Annotated in this window: 15 protein-coding genes; 4 read left to right on the forward strand and 11 right to left on the reverse strand. The window is 69.3% G+C overall.

Annotation, left to right across the window (positions count from 1 at the left end; all coding sequences use genetic code 11):
- Window positions 1-30: 30 nt before the first annotated feature.
- The 4 genes from OG844_RS06180 to OG844_RS06195 all read right to left on the reverse strand — a co-directional run bounded on the left by OG844_RS06180 (window position 31) and on the right by OG844_RS06195 (window position 4,577).
- Window positions 31-1,401, reverse strand: coding sequence for a replication-associated recombination protein A (locus OG844_RS06180; RefSeq protein ID WP_406388640.1), 1,371 nt, complete (start codon window positions 1,399-1,401; stop codon window positions 31-33).
- Window positions 1,402-1,445: 44 nt separating this feature from the next.
- Window positions 1,446-2,081, reverse strand: a complete 636-nt coding sequence (locus OG844_RS06185; RefSeq protein ID WP_406388642.1) for a vitamin K epoxide reductase family protein — start codon at window positions 2,079-2,081, stop codon at window positions 1,446-1,448.
- Between the two features lie 532 nt (window positions 2,082-2,613).
- A complete protein-coding gene (gene hisS / locus OG844_RS06190; protein ID WP_406388644.1) occupies window positions 2,614-3,876 on the reverse strand; it encodes a histidine--tRNA ligase in 1,263 nt (420 codons plus the stop codon).
- A 14-nt stretch (window positions 3,877-3,890) separates the two neighbouring features.
- A complete protein-coding gene (locus OG844_RS06195) occupies window positions 3,891-4,577 on the reverse strand; it encodes an MBL fold metallo-hydrolase (RefSeq protein WP_329212919.1) in 687 nt (228 codons plus the stop codon).
- Window positions 4,578-4,726: 149 nt separating this feature from the next.
- On the opposite strand from OG844_RS06195, the gene OG844_RS06200 reads away from it, so the two are divergent.
- Both OG844_RS06200 and OG844_RS06205 read left to right on the forward strand, forming a co-directional pair.
- Complete coding sequence (locus OG844_RS06200; RefSeq protein ID WP_406388645.1) at window positions 4,727-5,515, forward strand: peptidylprolyl isomerase; 789 nt, start codon at window positions 4,727-4,729, stop codon at window positions 5,513-5,515.
- A 193-nt stretch (window positions 5,516-5,708) separates the two neighbouring features.
- Window positions 5,709-6,938: a DUF349 domain-containing protein gene (locus OG844_RS06205; RefSeq protein WP_406388646.1), complete on the forward strand. Its 1,230-nt coding sequence runs from the start codon at window positions 5,709-5,711 to the stop codon at window positions 6,936-6,938.
- Window positions 6,939-7,237: 299 nt separating this feature from the next.
- On the opposite strand, the gene OG844_RS06210 is transcribed toward OG844_RS06205, so the two are convergent.
- Entirely contained in the window at window positions 7,238-8,128 is an 891-nt protein-coding gene (locus OG844_RS06210) for a SigB/SigF/SigG family RNA polymerase sigma factor (protein ID WP_406388647.1), read from the reverse strand.
- 218 nt (window positions 8,129-8,346) lie between these two features.
- Here OG844_RS06210 and OG844_RS06215 point away from each other — a divergent pair, with 218 nt between their 5' ends.
- Both OG844_RS06215 and OG844_RS06220 read left to right on the forward strand, forming a co-directional pair.
- On the forward strand, window positions 8,347-9,654 hold the full coding sequence (locus tag OG844_RS06215; protein ID WP_406388649.1) for an acetyl-CoA carboxylase biotin carboxylase subunit family protein: 1,308 nt from the start codon (window positions 8,347-8,349) through the stop codon (window positions 9,652-9,654).
- A gap of 89 nt (window positions 9,655-9,743) precedes the next feature.
- Window positions 9,744-11,771, forward strand: a complete 2,028-nt coding sequence (locus OG844_RS06220; protein ID WP_406396018.1) for a CocE/NonD family hydrolase — start codon at window positions 9,744-9,746, stop codon at window positions 11,769-11,771.
- 155 nt (window positions 11,772-11,926) lie between these two features.
- On the opposite strand, the gene OG844_RS06225 is transcribed toward OG844_RS06220, so the two are convergent.
- From OG844_RS06225 to ruvB, 6 genes are all read right to left on the reverse strand, one after another.
- Window positions 11,927-14,632 (reverse strand): RelA/SpoT family protein, encoded by a 2,706-nt coding sequence (locus tag OG844_RS06225; RefSeq protein WP_406388650.1) that lies wholly within the window; start codon window positions 14,630-14,632, stop codon window positions 11,927-11,929.
- A gap of 171 nt (window positions 14,633-14,803) precedes the next feature.
- Window positions 14,804-15,355: an adenine phosphoribosyltransferase gene (locus tag OG844_RS06230; RefSeq protein ID WP_406388651.1), complete on the reverse strand. Its 552-nt coding sequence runs from the start codon at window positions 15,353-15,355 to the stop codon at window positions 14,804-14,806.
- Window positions 15,352-16,470 carry a protein translocase subunit SecF gene (gene secF, locus OG844_RS06235; protein ID WP_406388653.1) on the reverse strand — a complete coding sequence of 373 codons (1,119 nt, stop codon included), beginning with the start codon at window positions 16,468-16,470 and terminating at the stop codon, window positions 15,352-15,354. Before secF ends, OG844_RS06230 begins: the two co-directional genes overlap by 4 nt.
- Before the next feature lies 1 nt (window position 16,471).
- Window positions 16,472-18,229, reverse strand: coding sequence for a protein translocase subunit SecD (gene secD / locus OG844_RS06240; protein ID WP_406388655.1), 1,758 nt, complete (start codon window positions 18,227-18,229; stop codon window positions 16,472-16,474).
- A 147-nt stretch (window positions 18,230-18,376) separates the two neighbouring features.
- On the reverse strand, window positions 18,377-18,853 hold the full coding sequence (gene yajC / locus OG844_RS06245) for a preprotein translocase subunit YajC (protein ID WP_406388657.1): 477 nt from the start codon (window positions 18,851-18,853) through the stop codon (window positions 18,377-18,379).
- A 166-nt stretch (window positions 18,854-19,019) separates the two neighbouring features.
- A complete protein-coding gene (ruvB, locus tag OG844_RS06250; RefSeq protein ID WP_351180896.1) occupies window positions 19,020-20,102 on the reverse strand; it encodes a Holliday junction branch migration DNA helicase RuvB in 1,083 nt (360 codons plus the stop codon).
- Between the last annotated feature and the right edge of the window lie 12 nt (window positions 20,103-20,114).

A 20,114-nucleotide genomic window follows, 5' to 3' on the forward strand; every position in this document is an offset into this window, starting at 1 on the left:
CCCGGAGTCACCGCATCGGGCCGCTCACGGTCAGGACGACGCGGTGCCCGGTTCGCCGCGGCCGAGCCGCTCACGGACCCGGTCCGCCACGTCCGCGTACCGCGCCTCCGCGCCGTAGCGCGTGGGTTCGTAGTAGCGCTTGCCGCGGACCGCCTCCGGGGCGTACTCCTGTGCGGCGATCCCGCCGGGGACGTCGTGGGGGTAGACATAGCCCTGGGCGTGGCCCAGCTTGGCGGCACCCTTGTAGTGACCGTCGCGCAGATGGGCGGGAACCGGGCCTGCGAGGCCTCTGCGCACATCCTCCTGCGCCGCCGAGATCGCCAGGGTGGCCGCGTTGGACTTCGGGGCGAGCGCCAGCGCGATCGTGGCGTGGCTGAGGGTGAGCGCAGCCTCCGGAAAGCCGATCATGGCTACCGCCTGGGCCGCTGCCACCGCGGTGGGCAGCGCTGTCGGATCGGCGAGCCCGATGTCCTCACTCGCGGAGATCATCAGCCTCCGGGCGATGAACCGGGGGTCCTCCCCCGCCTCGATCATCCGGGCGAGGTAGTGCAGGGCGGCATCCACGTCGGAGCCGCGGATGGACTTGATCAGGGCACTCGCCACGTCGTAGTGCTGGTCGCCGTCACGGTCGTACTTCACGGCGGCCCGGTCGACGGTCTCCTCGAGCGTCGTGAGCGTGATCTCCGGCTCGTGCTTGGCGAGGGCCGCTCCGGCCGCCGCCTCCAGAGCGGTCAGGGCGCGCCGGGCGTCACCGCCCGCGATCCGCAGCAGATGCGCCTCCGCGTCGTCGGTCAGGGTGACGGCTCCGCCCAGCCCCCGCTCATCGGACAGGGCCCGGCGCAGGAGGGCGCGCAGATCCTCGTCGGTGAGGGGCTCCAGGGTCAGCAGCAGGGAGCGCGACAGCAGCGGGGAGATGATCGAGAAGTACGGATTCTCCGTGGTGGCGGCGATCAGGGTCACCCAGCGGTTCTCCACGGCGGGGAGCAGGGAGTCCTGCTGCGCCTTGGAGAAGCGGTGGATCTCGTCGAGGAAGAGGACCGTCTCCTTGCCGAAGCCCCCGGTGGCGCGGCGCGCGCCCTCGATGACGGCCCGGACCTCCTTGACGCCCGCGGTGATCGCGGAGAGCTCGACGAAGCGCTTGTTGGTGGCCTTGCTGACCACGTACGCCAGGGTCGTCTTGCCGGTGCCCGGCGGCCCCCAGAGGATCACCGAGGAGGGGCCTGCCGGTCCCCCGCTCCCTTCGCCGACGAGCCGGCGCAGGGGCGAGCCCTGCTTGAGCAGATGCTGCTGGCCCACGACCTCGTCGAGCGTACGAGGACGCATCCGGACAGCGAGGGGGCTGCTGGACGGGTCCTTCTCCTGGCGGTCTTCGGCTGCTGCGGTAAAGAGGTCGGGCTCCACGCTCCGAAGCCTATGTCACCCCACTGACAGGACCGCCGGCTGCGTCAGCTGGTCCAGAAGTCCCACCAGCGGGTCAGGATCAGCATGCCGATGATTCCGATCCAGAGCACCGGCGGCACCCAGTGGAATTCGGTGAGGGTGTTCCGCAGCCAGGCGGGGGCGGGCAGGATGCCGTGCTTGATGTTGTGCGTGGTGACGTAGCAGAACATGAAGATCGTGGCGACCCAGGCCAGGCAGCACCACAGGCAGAGCGAGTTGATGTTGTAGAGCGACTGGTACTGGAGCCAGGTGCAGAATCCGACGCCGAACAGCGTGCCCGCGTTCAGGCCGAGCCAGTACCAGCTGCGGAAGCGCGCGCCGGCCAGGAGCGCCATGCCGATGCCGATGACCACCGAGTAGGTGGCGATTCCGAGCATCGGGTTGGGGAAGCCGAACGCCGCCGCCTGCTCGCTCTTCATGATGTTGCCGCAGGCGACGACCGGGTTCAGGCTGCAGCCCGGGGTGAAGCTGGGGTCCTCGAGCAGCTTGAACTTGTCGATCGTGATCACCCAGGCGGCGAGCAGCCCGGCCGCGCCGGTGATCACCAGCAGCAGCGCGAGCGCGCGACTGCCGCCGAAGGTCTTCGCGCCGTCGTCCTCGTCCTGCCGGGAGGAGGGGTGGTCTACCGCTGCCATCGTCATATCGCCGTTCCATCACTGAGTAGCCAGCCGGGCTTGGTCATTGTGCCGCACAGCCGGCACGGCCAACCGTTCGATGAACATAAAGGTGTGCCCGGACAGGGCCCGGAATGCGGGGCCGCGGGAGGTCCTCCACGGCATGACGGATCGGGCGGTCGACGTGTGCGGGCTGCACAGGCGACACGGGGTGGCCGACCGCCGCGGACGGCGTCCACCTGCGGATCCGTGCCGGACAGGTGCTCGGGCTCCCACGGGCCGCACGGTGCGGGGAAGAGCACCCGCGTCGAGATCCTGTGAGGTCGCCGCGGCCGCGACGGTCCGTGTGCCCGGGGCCGATCCGGCCACCGCCGGCCGCCGGCGGCGCTCCCGGATCGGCGACGTCCGGCAGGATGAATCGGCTCCCGCCGAGTTGACGGTGCGGGAGACAGCCCGGCGGACCCCTCCTGGGCCTGCCCGCCGTCCGGCGGCACAGCCGGCGCCGAACGCGCCTGTGCCCGCCCGGGAGAACCGGGCGGGCACGGGCGAACTCGGCCGATCAGGCCAGCCTGGTCCGCACCTCGGCCACGAGCGCGTGAAGCGCCACCGCCTGCTGCTCGCCCGACTCCATGTCCTTGAGCTGGACCGTGCCCTCGGCGAGGTCGCGCTCACCGGCCACGATCGTCAAGCGGGCGCCGGAGCGGTTCGCGCTCTTCATCGCACCCTTCAGGCCCCGGCCGCCGAACGCGAAGTCGGTGGCGACACCCGCCCGGCGCAACTCGGTGACCAGGCCGAAGAGCACCCGACGGGCCTCCTCGCCGAGCGGTACCGCATACACGCTGGTGGTGGGGGGGACGGCGAGCTCGATGCCCTCCGCCTCCAGTGCGAGCACCGTACGGTCCACGCCGAGCGCCCAGCCGACGGACGGCAGCGCGGGGCCGCCGATCATCTCGGACAGTCCGTCGTAGCGGCCGCCGCCGCCCACCGCGGACTGGGAGCCCAGACCGTCGTGGACGAACTCGAAGGTCGTGCGCGTGTAGTAGTCGAGGCCTCGGACCAGTTTCTCGTCGTCCTCGTACACGACTCCGGCCGCCGTCAGCAGATCGCGGACCTCCTCGTGGTACGCCTTGCAGGCGTCGCACAGGTAGTCGCGCAGCTTGGGTGCGCCGGTCAGCTGCTTCTGCACGTCGGGCCGCTTGTCGTCGAGGACCCGGAGCGGGTTGATCTCGATGCGCCGGCGGGTCTCCTCATCCAGGTCGAGGTCGCGCAGGAAGGTCTGGAGCGACTCCCGGTAGACGGGACGGCACTCCTTGTCGCCCAGCGAGTTCAGCAGGATCCGGAACTGCGCGAGGCCCAGCGAGCGGTACGCCTGGTCGGCCAGGATGATCAGCTCGGCGTCCAGCGCCGGGTCCTCGGTGCCGATGGCTTCCGCGCCGACCTGCGAGAAGTGCCTGTAACGGCCCTTCTGCGGGCGCTCGTAGCGGTAGTACGAGCCGGAATACCAGAGCTTGACGGGGAGGTTGCCGGCCTTGTGCAGGTTGGCCTCCAGCGCGGCACGCAGCACGGAGGCGGTGCCCTCGGGGCGCAGCGCGAGCTTGTCGCCGCCCTTGGTCTCGAAGGCGTACATCTCCTTGGACACGATGTCGGTGGACTCACCGACCCCGCGCGCGAACAGGGCGACGTCCTCGAATCCAGGCGTCTCGATGTAGCCGTAGCCGGAGTTCTTCAGGGGTGCGGAGATCGCCGCGCGCACCGCGAGGTACTTCGCGGAGTCCGGCGGGATCAGGTCGTACGTGCCCTTGGGGGCCTGGAAGGTACTCACAGGAATTTCTCTCGTCACATTCCTCGGCGGGGCGCGTCCATGCCGTGCAGATACGGGTTGGAGGCGCGCTCGCGGCCGATGGTCGTCTGGGGGCCGTGGCCGGACAGCACCACGGTCGAGTCGTCGAGCGGCAGGCACACACGGGCCAGCGACTCGAGCAGCTCGGCGTGGTCGCCGCCGGGCAGGTCGGTGCGTCCGACGGAGCCGGCGAAGAGCAGGTCGCCCGAGAAGAGAACCTGCGGAACATCCGCGGCCTCGGGCATCCTGAACGTCACCGACCCCTTGGTATGGCCGGGCGCGTGCGCGACGCCGAACTCCAGGCCCGCCAGCTTCAGCAGGGCGCCGTCGGTCAGCTCCTTGACGTCGTCCGGTTCGCCCACGGTCAGCTCACCCATGAGCGGCATCCCGATGGAGCGGCCGAGCGCCTTCTCCGGATCGCTCATCATGTACCGGTCCTCGGGGTGGATCCAGGCGGGGACGTCATGGGCGCCGCACACGGGGACGACCGAGGCCACATGGTCGATGTGGCCGTGGGTGAGCACGACGGCGACGGGCTTGAGCCGATGCTTCTTGAGCGCTTCCTCGACGCCCTGGGCCGCTTGGTGGCCCGGGTCGATGATCACGCACTCCTCGCCTGCGGCGGGGGCGACCAGGTAGCAATTGGTCCCCCAGGCCCCGGCGGGGAACCCGGCAATGAGCACGATCGTCCTTAGTGTTCGTCCGACGGGAGAGGGCTGTGGAGACGGATGCGGCAGATCAGAGCCTACCGGCGCTCCTCATTCCACAGCTAACCCATATACGGTACGGGGCAACCCAGGCCGAATCACACGACGTACAAGGAGACCAACCGGTGGTCAGCAGCGATCAGCGGCGGCGGCAGCTCGCCCGGGAGAAGTTCGAGCGGCAGCAACAGCGCCGGGAGGAAGCGCGCCGGAAGACCAGGCGCCTTGCCGTGATCATCGTGTCGGCTGTGGCCGTGGTGGCGGTCATCGGCGCGGGCGCGTACGTCTCCCGGGACGGCGACGACACGAAGGACTCCGCGGATGCGGCGGCGAGCGCGAGCCCGTCGGCCTCTCCCTCGGCGAGCGAGAGCAAGGCTCCCGAGCCCGCGATGAAGATCGACAAAAAAGCGAAGTACTCGATGTCGCTGAAGACGAGCCAGGGCGACATCGCGATCGCGATGGACGCGGCGAAGACCCCGCACACCACCAACTCGTTCAAGGCCCTCGCGGACAAGGGGTACTTCGACAGCACGAAGTGTCACCGCCTGACCACGGAGGGCATTTTCGTCCTTCAGTGCGGTGACCCCAAGGGAGACGGAACGGGCGGTCCCGGCTACACGATCCCGGACGAGAACCTGACCGCGCTCGGCAAGGCGGGCGACGACGGGTCGGTCACATACCCGGCGGGCACGGTCGCGATGGCGAACACCGGCCAGCCGGGCACCGGCGGCAGCCAGTTCTTCCTCGTCTACAAGGACACCAAACTGCCGCCCAGCTACACGCCGTTCGGCACCATGGACGATGCCGGCCTGAAGGCCGTCAAGAAGATCGCCGCGGCGGGCGTCACCGGTGGGGCGGCCGACGGTGCTCCGAAGAAGGCGGTCACGGTCGAGAAGGCGACGGTCGACAAGGTCTGACCGGCCGGCCGGCCGGCCGGCCGGCCCCCGTCGCTCGGGGCGGGCGGAGAATTTCGGCCGCGCTGAGTGCGGACAGCCGGGTGGCCGGTCGCCTAGATTGGCGTTGTGCAGGGCGGGCGCTGCCCGCCCCAGGAAACTGTGGACGATGCCCGGGGGGCGAACCCCCTCGTAGGCATCAGGTGGAGGAGGCGCTGTGAGCAGCGACCCGTGGGGCCGTGTCGACGAGACGGGCACCGTGTACGTGCGTACGGCCGAGGGCGAGCAGGTCGTCGGATCGTGGCAGGCCGGTTCCCCCGAGGAGGCACTGGCCTATTTCGAGCGCAAGTACGAGGGCCTGGTGGTCGAGATCGGCCTCCTCGAGCGGCGGGTGAAGACCACCGATCTGTCGGCGAAGGATGCGACGGCTGCGATCGAGCATCTGCGTCAGCAGGTCGACGAGCACCACGCCGTGGGCGACCTCGCCGCGCTCGGCAAGCGGCTGGACTCCCTCGTCGCGACCGTCGACTCGCGGCGGGAGGAGCGCAAGGCCCAGAAGGCGAAGCAGACCGACGAGGCGCGCCACGCCAAGGAGGCGCTCGTCGTCGAGGCCGAGGAGCTGGCGCAGAGCGAGCAGTGGCGGTCCGCGGGTGAACGGCTGCGGGCGCTCGTCGACACCTGGAAGGGTCTGCCGCGACTCGACCGCAAGTCGGACGACGAGCTGTGGCACCGCTTCTCGCATGCCCGTTCGGCGTTCTCGAAGCGCCGCAAGGCGCACTTCGCCTCGCTGGACGCCCAGCGCGAGGAGGCCCGCAAGGTCAAGGAGAAGCTGGTCGCCGAGGCCGAGTCGCTCTCCGGTTCCACCGACTGGGGTACGACGGCCGCCCGTTACCGCGACCTGATGACCGAGTGGAAGGCCGCGGGCCGCGCCCAGCGCGAGTCCGAGGACGACCTGTGGAACCGTTTCCGCGGCGCCCAGGACGTCTTCTTCGCGGCGCGCAGCGGCGTCTTCGCGGAGCGTGACGCGGAGCAGGGCGAGAACCTCAAGCTGAAGGAGGAGCTCGCCGTCGAGGCCGAGAAGCTGGTGCCGGTGACGGATCTGAAGGCGGCCAGGGCCGCGTTCCGCTCCGTCAACGAGCGCTGGGAGGCCGTCGGCCACGTCCCGCGTGACGCCCGCCCGAAGGTCGAGGGCCGGATGCACGCGGTGGAGAAGGCGCTTCAGGAGGCCGAGGAGTCCGAGTGGCGCCGGACGAACCCGGAGGCGCGGGCCCGCGCCGAGGGTCTTACCGGTCAGCTCCAGGCCGCCGTCGACAAGCTGCGCACGCAGATCGACACGGCGCGCGCCTCGGGCAACAACGCGAGGGCGGACAAGCTGTCCCGCGAGCTCGAGGGCCGGCAGGCGCTGCTGGACCAGGCGCTGAAGGGCCTGGAGGAGTTCGGCGGCTGACAAGCCTCCCGACTTGATCAGAGGGGCTTCCCCGCGTCTGCGCGGGGAAGCCCCTCTGGCGTCCGCCGCCCGGCGGATGACACGCGTACCGGTCCCGCCCGGCGTCGCGCCGTGCCGTTGCCGCTGTGTGGCCGTTGCCACCGGGTCCGGCGTCGGGGGCGGCGAAGGGCGACCGCCAGGTAGCACTCCGGCCCGCTCCGCCTACCCGGAGCCGGACCGGTTCAGTTCCTGGGGTGCCTGAGGTGCCTGCGCCATCGGCCGACGGCTGCCACGTCGGGCGTTTCCGGTGGGAGGGCAGGTCATTCCTGGGTGAGCATGCCTGTGCGGAGCTTTTTCAGGATGCGGGTGAGGAGGCGTGAGACGTGCATCTGGGAAAGGCCGAGGTGTTCGCCGATCTGAGACTGGGTCAGCTCCTGGCCGAAGCGCATCCGAAGGATGGCGCGTTCGCGTTCGTCCAGCGATTCCATCAGTGGGGCCAGTGCGTGGAGGTTCTCCACCAGCTCCATGTCGGGGTCGAGGCAGCCCGTGATCTCGGCATACGTATGGCCGCCCTTTCGGGAACTGTTCTCCTCGGTGTGACCCACGGGCAGGTCGAGGGAGCCCGCGGTGTAGCCGTTGGCCGCGACGAGACCCTCGATGACGTCCTCCTCGCCGATGTCCAGGAAGGCGGCCATCTCGGCGACCGTGGGATCCCGGTCCAGCCTGTTGGCCAGCTGTTCCTTGGTCTTGGCGAGAGTCACCCGTAGTTCCTGAAGTCGGCGCGGGACGTGGACCGACCATGTCGTGTCCCGGAAGAAGCGCTTGATCTCGCCGACGATGTAGGGGATCGCGAAGGAGGTGAACTCGACCTCGCGGGAGAGCTCGAAGCGGTCGATCGCCTTGATCAGGCCGATGGTGCCGACCTGGATGATGTCCTCCATCTGCCCGTCACCGCGGTTGCGGTATCGCTTGGCAGCGAAATGGACCAGCGACAGATTCATCTCGATCAAGGTGTTGCGGGCGTACTGGTATTCGGCCGTGCCCTCTTCCAGGACCTGGAGCCGGTCGAAGAAGATCTTCCCCATCGCCCGTGCGTCCTTCGGAGCGATCCTCTGAGGATCGTCGATCTGCGGGAGCCCGGCCCCAACCGCCGGGTCCGCGACCAAGGCCTGTCTGGACGTCGATGTCACGATCTTCCCCTCCACTGTCATCTGCTGCCCTTTGGGCCCCCGTAGGCGAACCAGCGCGTACCCCCGCCGCATCGGTACACACCCCTCGGGACAGATGGCGTGTCCACCGGCGAGCTTGCGTCTGCGACCGGTGTGCGTGACGGCATGGCCACAAGCGTGAGGGGTAGGCGGCGGTGATCCGAACCCCGTGCCCGGTAGGGCACTTCACCGGTTCGGCATGCCCAGACGGAGGAGACGCGGTGAGCAAGCACAACATATTCGTCATCGGCCTGAGCGATGCCGACCTGCGCACGCTGGAATCAGTACCCGACGCCGGGCGGTACCGCTTCCATCCTCTGCTGACCATGGACGAGCTCCAGGTCGGCGAGGTGTCGGTGCCCGCATTGCTGGAGAAGGCCCGGTCCGTACTCGACGCGTTCGACGGAACTGTCGACGCGATCGTCGGCTATCGGGACTTCCCGGTGAGTACCCTCGTCCCGCTCCTCTCCGAACGCTACGGCACGCGGAGCACCAGCCTCGAATCCATCGTCAAGTGCGAGCACAAGTACTGGAGTCGGCTGGAACAGCAGAAGGCGGTGAAGGAGCACCCCCGTTTCGGAAGGGTCGATCTGTCCGCGTCCGACCCTCGCCCCCCGGAAGGGGTGAGGTATCCGATGTGGCTCAAGCCGGCGCTGTCGTACTCCTCGGAACTGGCCTTCGGAGTGAAGAACGACGAGGAATTCGGTGCCGCCGTCGCGGAGATACGGGACGGCATCAGCCGGGTCGGCCGTCCCTTCGACCACATCCTCGATCAGCTCGATCTGCCGCCCGAGATGAAGGGTGTCGGAGGACAGGTCTGCCTCGCGGAGGAGGCGCTCACCGGCCTGCAAGTGGCGGTGGAGGGATACGCGCGTGGCGGTGAGGTCACCGTGTACGGCGTGCTGGACTCCATCAACTACCCGGACAGCTCGTCCTTCCTGCGCCACCAGTACCCGTCGACGCTCCCCGCCCCGGTGGTCCAGCGACTGCACGACGTCTCCGCGAAGGTGATCAAGCAGATCGGCATGGACTCCGCCACCTTCAGCATCGAGTACTTCTACGATCCCCGTGCCGACGAACTCAACCTCCTGGAGATCAACCCCCGGCACTCGCAGTCGCATGCGGAACTCTTCGAGTACGTGGACGGAGTCCCCAACCACCACCACATGATCAGCCTCGCCCTCGACAACGATCCGGGCGTGGCCCGGGGCGCGGGCCCGTACCGGATGGCTGCCAAGTGGTACTACCGGTGGTTCGCCGACGGGGTCGTCCACGGAGTCCCGGACGAGGAGGACATCCGGCGCATCGAGCGCGAAGTCCCCGGGGTGCGGGTGGACATGATCCCTGAAGAAGGGCAGCGGCTGTCTCGGATGCCTGAGCAGGACAGCTACAGCTATGAAGTGGCCCACATCTTCACCGGCGGCGACAGCGAGGAGGAACTGCGCGAGAAGTTCGACCGCTGTGTCGCCTCGCTGCACCTCGCCTTCGACGGCATTGCTCCCGCGGACCACGACGGCACGACTCCCTGACCCGGACTGCAGGGATGGCTGCTGTGTGGCAGCCGAGCACCTGGGCAGCAGACCAGCTGAGCCGCAATCACCAGGAGGTGGAAGCCCGTATGCGTTCCGTGAGCAACTTGCCCTGCGAGACGACGGAGGAGGACCACGTCGTCATCCCCATGTCCGACGGTGTGAACCTCTCCGCGCGGATCTGGCGGCCCGTGTCCTCGGACGCGGAGCCGGTGCCGGCGATTCTGGAGTGCATCCCCTACCGCAAGCGGGATCTCACCTCGGTGCGCGATTCGCTCCATCACCCCTACATCGCCGGGCACGGCTATGCCTGTGCCCGCGTCGACATCCGCGGCACCGGCGACTCCGAAGGCGTGCTCGCGGATGAGTACCTGGAACGCGAGCAGGCCGATACCGAGGAAGTGCTCGCCTGGCTGGCCGATCAGCCCTGGTGCGACGGCAGCACCGGCATGATGGGCATCTCGTGGGGCGCATTCGCAGCGCTCCAGGTGGCTGCCCGGCAGCCACCGAGCCTGCGGGCGATCGCCATCTCCTCCTTCACCGACGACCGCTACGCCGACGACATGCACTACATGGGCGGCGCCATGCTGTCCGACAACCTCGCCGAGGCCGGCACCATGTTCGCCTACGCCACCTGCCCGCCCGACCCGGCCGTCGTCGGCGAGCAGTGGCGCGAGATGTGGCACCAGCGCATGGAGCACACCAGCCCCTGGGCCCTGGAATGGCTGCGCCACCAGCGCCGCGACGCCTACTGGGAGCACGCTTCGGTCTGCGAGGACTACTCCCGCGTGCGGTGCCCGGTCCTTGCCTCCAGCGGGTGGGCCGACGGCTACTCCAACGCGGTGACACGTCTGCTGGGCAACCTGGACGTCCCGCGCAGGGGCCTCATCGGGCCGTGGTCCCACAAGTTCCCGCACCTGGGGGAACCGGGCCCGGCCATCGGCTACCTGCAGGAGGTCGTTGCCTGGTGGGACCACTGGCTGAAGGACATCGACAACGGCGTCATGGACGGCCCCATGCTCCAGACATGGATGCAGGAGAGTGTGCCGCCTTCCACGTCGTACGAGGAACGGCCCGGCCGCTGGGTGGGCGAACCGGCCTGGCCCTCCCCGCACATCGAACCGACCGAGCACCGCCTGAGCCGTCACCGCATCGGCAGGCCCGGGGAGGTGCCGGAGGCCGCGGACCCGCTGACTGTGCGATCGCCCCTGTCGGTGGGCCAGTTCGCCGGTAAGTGGGCGTCGTACAACGCACCGCCGGACCTGCCCTACGACCAGCGGGAGGAGGACGGCGGTTCACTCGTGTTCGAGACCGACGAACTCACCGAGCAGCTTGAGATCCTTGGGTCCCCGACTGTCCGACTCGAGGTGTCCGCAAGCGAACCGGTGGCGATGGTCGCAGCCCGGCTCTCCGACGTGGCACCCGACGGAAGCGCCACCCGGGTCACGTACGGGCTGCTCAACCTCACCCACTGCGAGACGTCGAAGGACCCGCAGCCGCTCGAACCCGGAAAGCGGTACCGGGCGACCGTCCAACTCAACGGCGTGGCGCAGGCGTTCCCGGCCGGACACCGTATCCGCCTCTCCCTTTCGACCTCGTACTGGCCGCTGGCCTGGCCTCCGCCCGAACCGGTCACGTTGAACGTGTGGGAGGGGACCAGCAGCCTGACCCTGCCGGTGCGTCCTGTCAGCGCACCCGACCACCTGTCCTGGAAGCCCTTCGGCGAGCCCGAGGGCGCTCCACCGCTCGCGACCACACAGCTCACGCCCCCGGAGCAGCGTTGGGAGGTCAGGCGTGACCTGATCGACTATCACTCCGCGCTGGAGATCGTGAAGGACGGTGGTCTGGTGCGTTACGAGGACATCGGGCTCGACGTGGGCCTGCGCGCCTACGAACGCTACGCGGCGGTCGCCGACGACCTGACGTCGGTCAGCGGCGAAGCCGCCTGGACCATGCGCTTCCAGCGGAAGGACTGGGACGTGCGGGTGGAGACCCGCACGGTACTGCGGTGCACCCGGACGGAATTCCTCGTGGACGCGACGCTCGACGGGTACGAGGACGGCCGCCGTGTGTTCTCCCGCACGTGGAACGAGACGCTGCCTCGCGACCTCCTCTGACGCCCCCTCGCTCCGAGGGGGCGTTCAGCCCGGTCATGTCCGAGGGCACCGTGGGCAGGACCGCGCTCCCTGGGCCTGTCGTACGGGCGCCGTCGTCGGCGACGTGGGCCGGAGCCACAACGCCGACGACGCCGTAGGACCGCCCCGGGACGGTCCTAAGGCCTGCGGGCCGAAGTGACCCGGTAGACGTCGTACACGCCCTCGACGCCCCGCACGGCCTTCAGGACGTGGCCGAGGTGCTTGGGGTCGCCCATCTCGAAGGTGAACCGCGAGGTGGCCACCCGGTCGCGGGACGTCTGCACGGCCGCCGACAGGATGTTGACGTGCTGGTCCGACAGGACCCGCGTGACGTCGGAGAGCAGCCTCGACCGGTCCAGTGCCTCGACCTGGATGGCGACGAGGAAGACCGACGACTGGGTCGGCGCCCACTCGACCTCGAGGATCCGCTCCGGCTGCTGCGAGAGCGAGTCGACGTTGACGCAGTCGGCGCGGTGCACGGAGACACCGCTGCCACGGGTCACGAACCCGATGATCGGGTCACCGGGCACGGGGGTGCAGCAGCGGGCCAGTTTGACCCAGACGTCCTCGACACCCTTGACGACCACACCCGGATCCGCCTTGGCACGGCGCTTGTTGCGGCCGTGCGAGGGCGGCGAGCTCTCCGCGAGGTCCTCGTTGGCGGCGTCCTCGCCGCCGAGCGCCTGGACCAGCTTCTGGACGACACCTGCCGCCGCGACGTGCCCCTCACCGATCGCCGCGTATAGCGACGAGATGTCGGGGTACCGCATCTCGTGGGCGAGGGTGACCAGGGAGTCGCCGGTGAGGATCCGCTGGATCGGCAGGTTCTGCTTGCGCATGGCCCGCGCGATGGAGTCCTTGCCCTGCTCGATCGCCTCGTCGCGGCGCTCCTTGGAGAACCAGGCGCGGATCTTGTTGCGCGCCCGCGGCGACTTGACGAACCCGAGCCAGTCCCGGGAGGGTCCGGCGCCGGCCGCCTTGGAGGTGAAGACCTCCACCAGGTCGCCGTTGTCGAGCGTCGACTCGAGCGGTACGAGCCGCCCGTTGACCCGTGCTCCTATGGTCCGGTGGCCGACCTCCGTGTGGACGGCGTACGCGAAGTCGACCGGGGTCGCACCCGCGGGGAGCGCTATGACATCGCCCTTGGGTGTGAAGACGAAGACCTCGTTGCGCGAGAGGTCGAAGCGCAGGGACTCCAGGAACTCGCTGGGGTCCTCGGTCTCCTTCTGCCAGTCCAGGAGCTGGCGCAGCCACGCCATGTCGTTGACGGTGTCCTGGCCGCGGCCGGTGTTCTTGGGCACGTCGGTACGCACCTTGGAGGCGCCGGCCGAGGGCTCCTGCTTGTACTTCCAGTGCGCGGCGATGCCGTACTCGGCGCGGCGGTGCATGTCGAACGTGCGGATCTGGAGCTCGACGGGCTTGCCGCTGGGGCCGATCACCGTGGTGTGCAGTGACTGGTACATGTTGAACTTCGGCATCGCGATGTAGTCCTTGAACCGGCCGGGGACCGGGTTCCATCGCGCGTGGACGGTGCCGAGGGCCGCGTAGCAGTCGCGGACCGTGTCGACGAGGACACGGATGCCCACCAGGTCGTAGATCTCGGCGAAGTCGCGGCCCCGCACGATCATCTTCTGGTAGACGCTGTAGTAGTGCTTCGGGCGTCCGGTGACGGTGGCCTTGATCCGGGCGGCGCGCAGGTCGGACTGGACCTCGTCGGTCACTACGGCGAGGTACTCGTCGCGCTTGGGCGCGCGCTCGGCGACGAGGCGGACGATCTCGTCGTACATCTTCGGGTAGAGGATCGCGAAGGCGAGGTCCTCCAGCTCCCACTTGATGGTGTTCATGCCCAGGCGGTGAGCCAGGGGCGCGTAGATCTCAAGGGTCTCGCGGGCCTTCTTCTCCTGCTTCTCCCGCTTGAGGTACCGCATGGTGCGCATGTTGTGCAGGCGGTCGGCCAGCTTGATGACGAGGACCCTGGGGTCCTTGGCCATGGCGACGACCATCTTGCGCACGGTCTCGGCCTGCGCGGCCTCGCCGAACTTGACCTTGTCGAGCTTGGTGACGCCGTCCACGAGGAGCGCGACCTGGTCGCCGAAGTCCTTGCGCAGCGTGTCCAGGCCGTATTCGGTGTCCTCGACCGTGTCGTGCAGCAGTCCGGCCATCAGTGTCGCCGGGTCCATGCCGAGCTCGGCGAGGATGGTCGTGACGGCGAGCGGATGGGTGATGTAGGGGTCGCCGCTCTTGCGCTTCTGCCCGCGGTGCCAGCGCTCGGCGACCTGGTAGGCCTTCTCGATCTGCCGCAGTGTGGCGGACTCGATCTTGGGGTCGTTGCTGCGGACCGTGCGCAGGAGCGGTTCGAGGACCGGGTTGTACGGGCTGGAGCGCTGCACGCCCAGCCGGGCGAGCCTGGCCCGGACACGGTTGGACGAACCACCGGAGCGGGCCGGCGGGGCCGGCGGGGTGGCTGCGGGCTTGGCCGGGGGCTTGGCGACGGGAGCGGGAGACGTCGCGGCCGGGGGCTTCGCGGCCGGAGCGGGAGACGTCGGTGGTGCGGGAGTCTTCGGGGCGGCCTGCGTGGACCCGGTGGGCTCGGCGGAGGGCGCGGGCTCGGCATCCGGCTTCGCCGGGGACGCCGCCTTCACCCCGGGCGGGGGGCCCGGCTTCGCCGTCGCAGGTGCGGCAGGTGCCTCGGAGGCGGTGCCCCGGTCCTGGTCCGCGTCGTCCGCGGGCTCTCGCTTCCCGGGCTCCGGCTCCTGCGCGCGCTGCGCCTCCTCGGGCGTGGCGGGGTCCGCAGCGGGCTCGTCGGGCTGCGGGGCGGCGACTGGCTGGGCCTCGTCTGGCAAGTGCGCTCCTCGTGCGGATCCGGGCTACCCGGAAAGCCCATGGTATCGATCCCCGGGCCGGTCCTCGCCCGGGGACCGTGGGAACCCGTCACCACACAGGACGGGCACCCGGATGTCCCGAGTGCCCGTCCTGTGTGACCGGCTGCTGCCACTACGGCTGCGCAGCGCCGCTCAGAGCGTGATCAGCGCCTCCAGCGGGGCGCCGCGGAGGGCCCCCTCCAGACGTGCACGGCCGGCGAGGAAGCCGAGCTCCATGAGGACCGCCACACCCGCGACCTGGGCGCCGGCCCGCCGGATCAGCTCCAGCGAGGCCTCGGCGGTGCCGCCGGTGGCCAGGACGTCGTCGATGACCATGATCCGGTCGTCGGCCGACAGGTCCTCGGCGTGGATCTCGATCTCCGCCGTGCCGTACTCCAGCTCGTACGCCTGCCCGAGCGTGGCACCGGGCAGCTTCCCGGCCTTGCGGACGGGTACGAAGCCGAGGCCGGACTTGACGGCGACGGGCGCCGCCAGGATGAAACCGCGCGCCTCGAGGCCGACGACCTTGGTGGCCCCGTGCCGTACGCACAGGTCCACGAGGGAGTCGGTGAGCGCCGTGAAGGCGACCGGGTCCGCGAGCAGCGGGGTGATGTCCTTGAACACCACTCCGGGCTTCGGATAGTCCGGTACGTCGCGGATCCGGCTGAGCAGGAGCTCCCGGGTCGAGTCGGTGGTGCTGGTCATCGACGCTTCCCCGGAGTCCGCCCGTGGCCCCTTGGCTGCTGGCGCTGTCCGACGACGGCGCCGGCGGCTGCGGCGTCCTCGGGGAAGCCGTCCTCCTCCTGCGCGCGGTCGTCCCGCTCGTCCTCCGCGGACTCGCCCTTGGCGGCTGCGGCAGCCCGCTTGGCGAGGATCCGCTTCTTCAGCGCCTTCATCTGCGGTTCGCGTTCCTTGAGGTCGGCGACCAGAGGTGTGGCGATGAAGATCGAGGAGTACGCACCGGCCGCGAGGCCGACGAAGAGCGACAGCGAGATGTCGTTCAGCATGCCTGCGCCGAGGACACCGCCACCGATGAAGAGCAGGCCGGCGACCGGCAGCAGAGCGACGACGGTGGTGTTGATGGAGCGCACCAGCGTGCCGTTGATGGAGCGGTTGGCGACCTCGCTGTACGTCCAGCGGGTCTGCTTCGTGATCCCCTTCTGGCCCTCCTTGAGACTGTCGAAGACGACGACGGTGTCGTAGAGGGAGTAACCGAGGATCGTCAGCAGACCGATCACGGTGCCCGGGGTGACCTCGAAGCCGACCAGGGCGTAGACACCGACCGTGATGGTGATGTCATGGATCAACGCGACGAGGGCCGCGATGGCCATGCGCCACTCGAAGGCGATCGCGAGATAGATCACCACGAGGACCATGAAGATGCCGAGGCCGGTCCAGGCCTTGTTGGCGATCTGCTCACCCCAGCTGGGACCGACCAGATCCGCGTTGATCTTGGACTCCGGGATGCCGAGGTCCTCCGAGAGCTGGGTCTTGATCCGGTCGGCCTGCGCCGTGTCGACCTCGGTGATCTGGATCCGGAGCCCGCCGTCGCCGAGTTCCTGGACGATCGCCTCGTGGCCGGAGGCCGCCACCGCGTCCTCGTGGGCCTGGGAGACCGAGACCTTGGCCTTGGTGTCGGTCGTGAAGACCGCGCCGCCCTTGAACTCGATGCCCATGTTCAGACCGCTGACCGCCAGGCCGAGGATGGCCGTGATCGTGATCAGGATCGAGACGCCGTACCAGATCTTGCGCTTGCCGATGAAGTCGTAACCGACCTCGCCACGGTAGAGCCGGGCGCCGAGATTGCCGAGTCGCGACATCTCACGCCTCCTTCGGGTGGTCGGTGGGGGCGTGGACACGGCGCGAGCGGCGCAGCGGCGGCTTGGCACCGAGCCGCTTCGGATCCAGCCCGGACCAGGGGTGACCGCTGGAGAAGAACTTCGTACGGCCCATCAGAGTCATGAGGGGCTTCGTGAAGAGGAACACCACGACGACGTCGAGCACGGTCGTCAGGCCGAGCGTGAACGCGAAGCCCTGAACCTTCCCGACGGTGACCAGGAAGAGCACCGCGGCGGCGAGGAACGACACGAAGTCGGAGACCAGGATCGTGCGCCGGGCACGGGGCCAGGCCCTCTCGATCGCGGGACGCAGCGTGCGGCCTTCGCGGATCTCGTCACGGACGCGTTCGAAGTACACGATGAACGAGTCCGCCGTGATACCGATCGCCACGATGGCGCCACAGACTGCGGGCAGGTTCAGCGCGAAGCCGATGGCCGGGCCGAGCAGAGCCATGATCGTGTAGGTCAGGATGCCGGACGCCGCGAGGCTGAGGAGCGCGATGAGCGCCAGACCGCGGTAGTAGGCCACCAGGTAGATGATGACCAGGGCCAGGCCGATGGCGCCGGCGATCAGACCGGCCTCCAGCTGCTCGCCACCGAGGGCTGCGGTGACCGTGGTGACCGTGTCCTCGCTGAAGGACAACGGAAGCGCACCGTAGGAGAGCACGTTGGCCAGGTCCTCGGCGGACTGCTGGGTGAAGCTGCCGGAGATCTCGGCGCTGCCGCTGAGGGTCTCGTTCACCTGCGGTGCGGAGACGACCTCGCCGTCGAGGGAGATCGCGAACTGGTTCATCGGGGACTGCTGCGCCGACAGCTTCTTCGTGATCGTCTGGAACTTCTTGGAGCCCTTGTCGGTGAACTCCATCGAGACGAGCCAGATGCCGCGCTGCTGGTCGAACTGGGCCTTGGCGTCGTCGACGTCGGTACCGGAGACCTCGGCCGGGCCGAGGAGGTATTTCGCGTCACCTTCGGAGCTGCACGCGACCGCGGGGTCCTCGGGCTTGACTCCGACACCGGCGGCCACCCGGGCCTCCGGGTCGGTGCAGTCCAGCGCGGTGAACTTCTTCTCCAGCGCGGCGGTCGCCGGGTCGGGCGCCGGCGTCGCTGCAGGGGGCTCGGAGGTCTTCGCACCGTCCGAGGCACTGGGGGTCGGCGTCGCGTCCTTCTTCAGGGCGCCGGTGACCGCACGGCCCTGGGTGGTGGCGCTCGCCGAAGGCGTGGCCTTCGAGTCGGAAGCGGTCTCCGGGTCGCTCGCCTTCGCACTGGGCGTGGCACTCGGCTTGCCGGAACCGTTCGCGGAAGGGCTCGCGGACCCGGTGGGCGTCGGTTCGCCGCCTGCGACGGTGAGCACGGGACGGAAGTAGAGCTGGGCAGTCGTACCGACCTGATCCCGGGCCTGCTTCGAATTCGTGCCCTTGGGGATGTTGACGATGATGTTCGACTTGCCCTGGGTCTGGACCTCGGCCTCGGAGACACCCAGACCATTGACACGGCGCTCGATGATGCTGACCGCGGTGTTCATGTTGGTCTCGTTGATCGCGTCAGGCTTGCCGGGCTGGCTCTTCGCCTTGAGCGTGATCGACGTGCCGCCCGCCAGGTCGATGCCAAGCCTGGGCGTGGTGTGACCGGACCAGAACATCCCGCCGGCGAGCGCGACCATGGCGATCAGAATAAAAGCCAGGGCACGCCCCGGCCTGCTCTGACCGCCGGCCGGCCCTCGGCCCTTCTTCGGTGCTGCCACCTTCTCGTTTCTCCCTGTCCAACCGCCCCGCGCCGGGTACGCGCCCGAGCGGCCACGAAGTGTTGTGGGGACCCGCCCCCGCAGAAGACCGCACGGTCCGGGGGACACCGGTCACCTGTAGGTGTCCGGCGTCCCTGGATCGTGGAACTACTTCTTCGCGTCGCCCTCGCCGTCGGCCTTGGCGTCCTTGACCTCGGAGTCCTTGGACCCGTCGGCGTCGCCCTCGGCCTTCTTGCCCAGGTCGATCTTCGCGTCGTCCGCGTCCGCCTCGGCGGTCTCGGTGGCGGTCAGCGAGGAGGCGTCGTCGGGCACGACCGCGCCGTCGACCTTCAGGTCCTCGTCGTCACCGTGGACGATGCGGTTGTACTCCGCGTCGTCCAGGACGGCACCGATCGAGTTCTTGGCGTAGATGGCGTGGACGCCGGGCGCGACCTCGAGGAGAACCGTGTCGTCCTGGATTTCCTTGACGGTGGCGTACATGCCCCCGATCGTCCGGACGCCCGTGCCGGGCTGCATGTCGTTGCGCATCTGCGCAGCCGCCTGCTGCTTCTTCTTGGCGGACCGGGTCATCAGGAACATGGCCCCGATGAGCACGATGAAGGGGAGGAGGGTCACGAGACTCACGGGACGGAACTTCCTTCGCACGACCGCGCTGAAATGCGGCCTGATCTACGGGGGTGGGTACACCGACCTGTACGGGCGGCATCGGCGGAGTCTAAGCGAGTCCGCATCATTGGAACAACGCCCAGCATGGCACCGTGGTTCCCCTGGTGGCCAACCCTGTGACGCATCACGCCCCGAACAGGCCCTGTTGTCCCTTAACGCCTTGCTGCGGCGGTACGAGGCCGAGGTGAGCCCAGGCCGCTGGGGTGGCCACCCGTCCTCGGGGGGTCCTGGCGAGCAGTCCTTCCCGTACGAGGAAGGGCTCGGCGACCTCCTCGACGGTCTCACGCTCCTCCCCCACCGCCACGGCGAGGGTGGACAGGCCGACGGGGCCGCCGCCGAAGAGTTTCAGCAGGGCGCCGAGCACCGCGCGGTCCAGCCGGTCCAGGCCCCGGTCGTCGACCTCGTACACCCGCAGGGCCGCTGCGGCGATGTCCCGGTCGATCCGGCCCTCGGCCTTGACCTGCGCGTAGTCCCGGACGCGGCGCAGCAGCCGGTTGGCGATACGGGGCGTGCCCCGGGAGCGTCCGGCGATCTCGGCCGCGCCCTCGGTGTCTATGGCCACGTCGAGGAGGCCCGCGGAGCGGTGGATGACCCGCTCCAGCTCCGTGGGGGCGTAGAACTCCATGTGGCCGGTGAAGCCGAATCGGTCGCGCAGCGGGGGCGGCAGCAGTCCGGCCCTGGTGGTGGCCCCGACCAGCGTGAAGGGGGGCAGTTCCAGCGGGATGGCCGTGGCACCGGGGCCCTTGCCGACGATGACGTCGACGCGGAAGTCCTCCATGGCCATGTAGAGCATTTCCTCGGCGGGCCGCGACATGCGGTGGATCTCGTCGAGGAAGAGGACCTCGCCCTCCTGGAGGGAGGAGAGGATCGCCGCGAGGTCGCCCGCGTGCTGGATGGCGGGGCCGGAGGTGATGCGGATCGGGGCGTTCATCTCGGCGGCGATGATCAGGGAGAGAGTGGTCTTGCCGAGGCCCGGGGCACCGGAGAGCAGGACGTGATCGGCCGTGGCGCCACGGGCGCGCGCGGCCTTGAGTACCAGGTCGAGCTGTTCCCGTACCTTCTCCTGGCCGACGAACTCGTCGAGGTCCTTGGGGCGCAGCGCGGCCTCGACCGCGGTGTCCTCCCCGTCCGCACCGGCGGCGACCAGCCGGTCGTCCAGCAGGTCGTCCGTCGCGCCGGTGTCGGTTCCGGTCTCGTCCCAGTTCATCTCGTCAGTCCC

This window comes from Streptomyces sp. NBC_00887 (assembly GCF_045207585.1).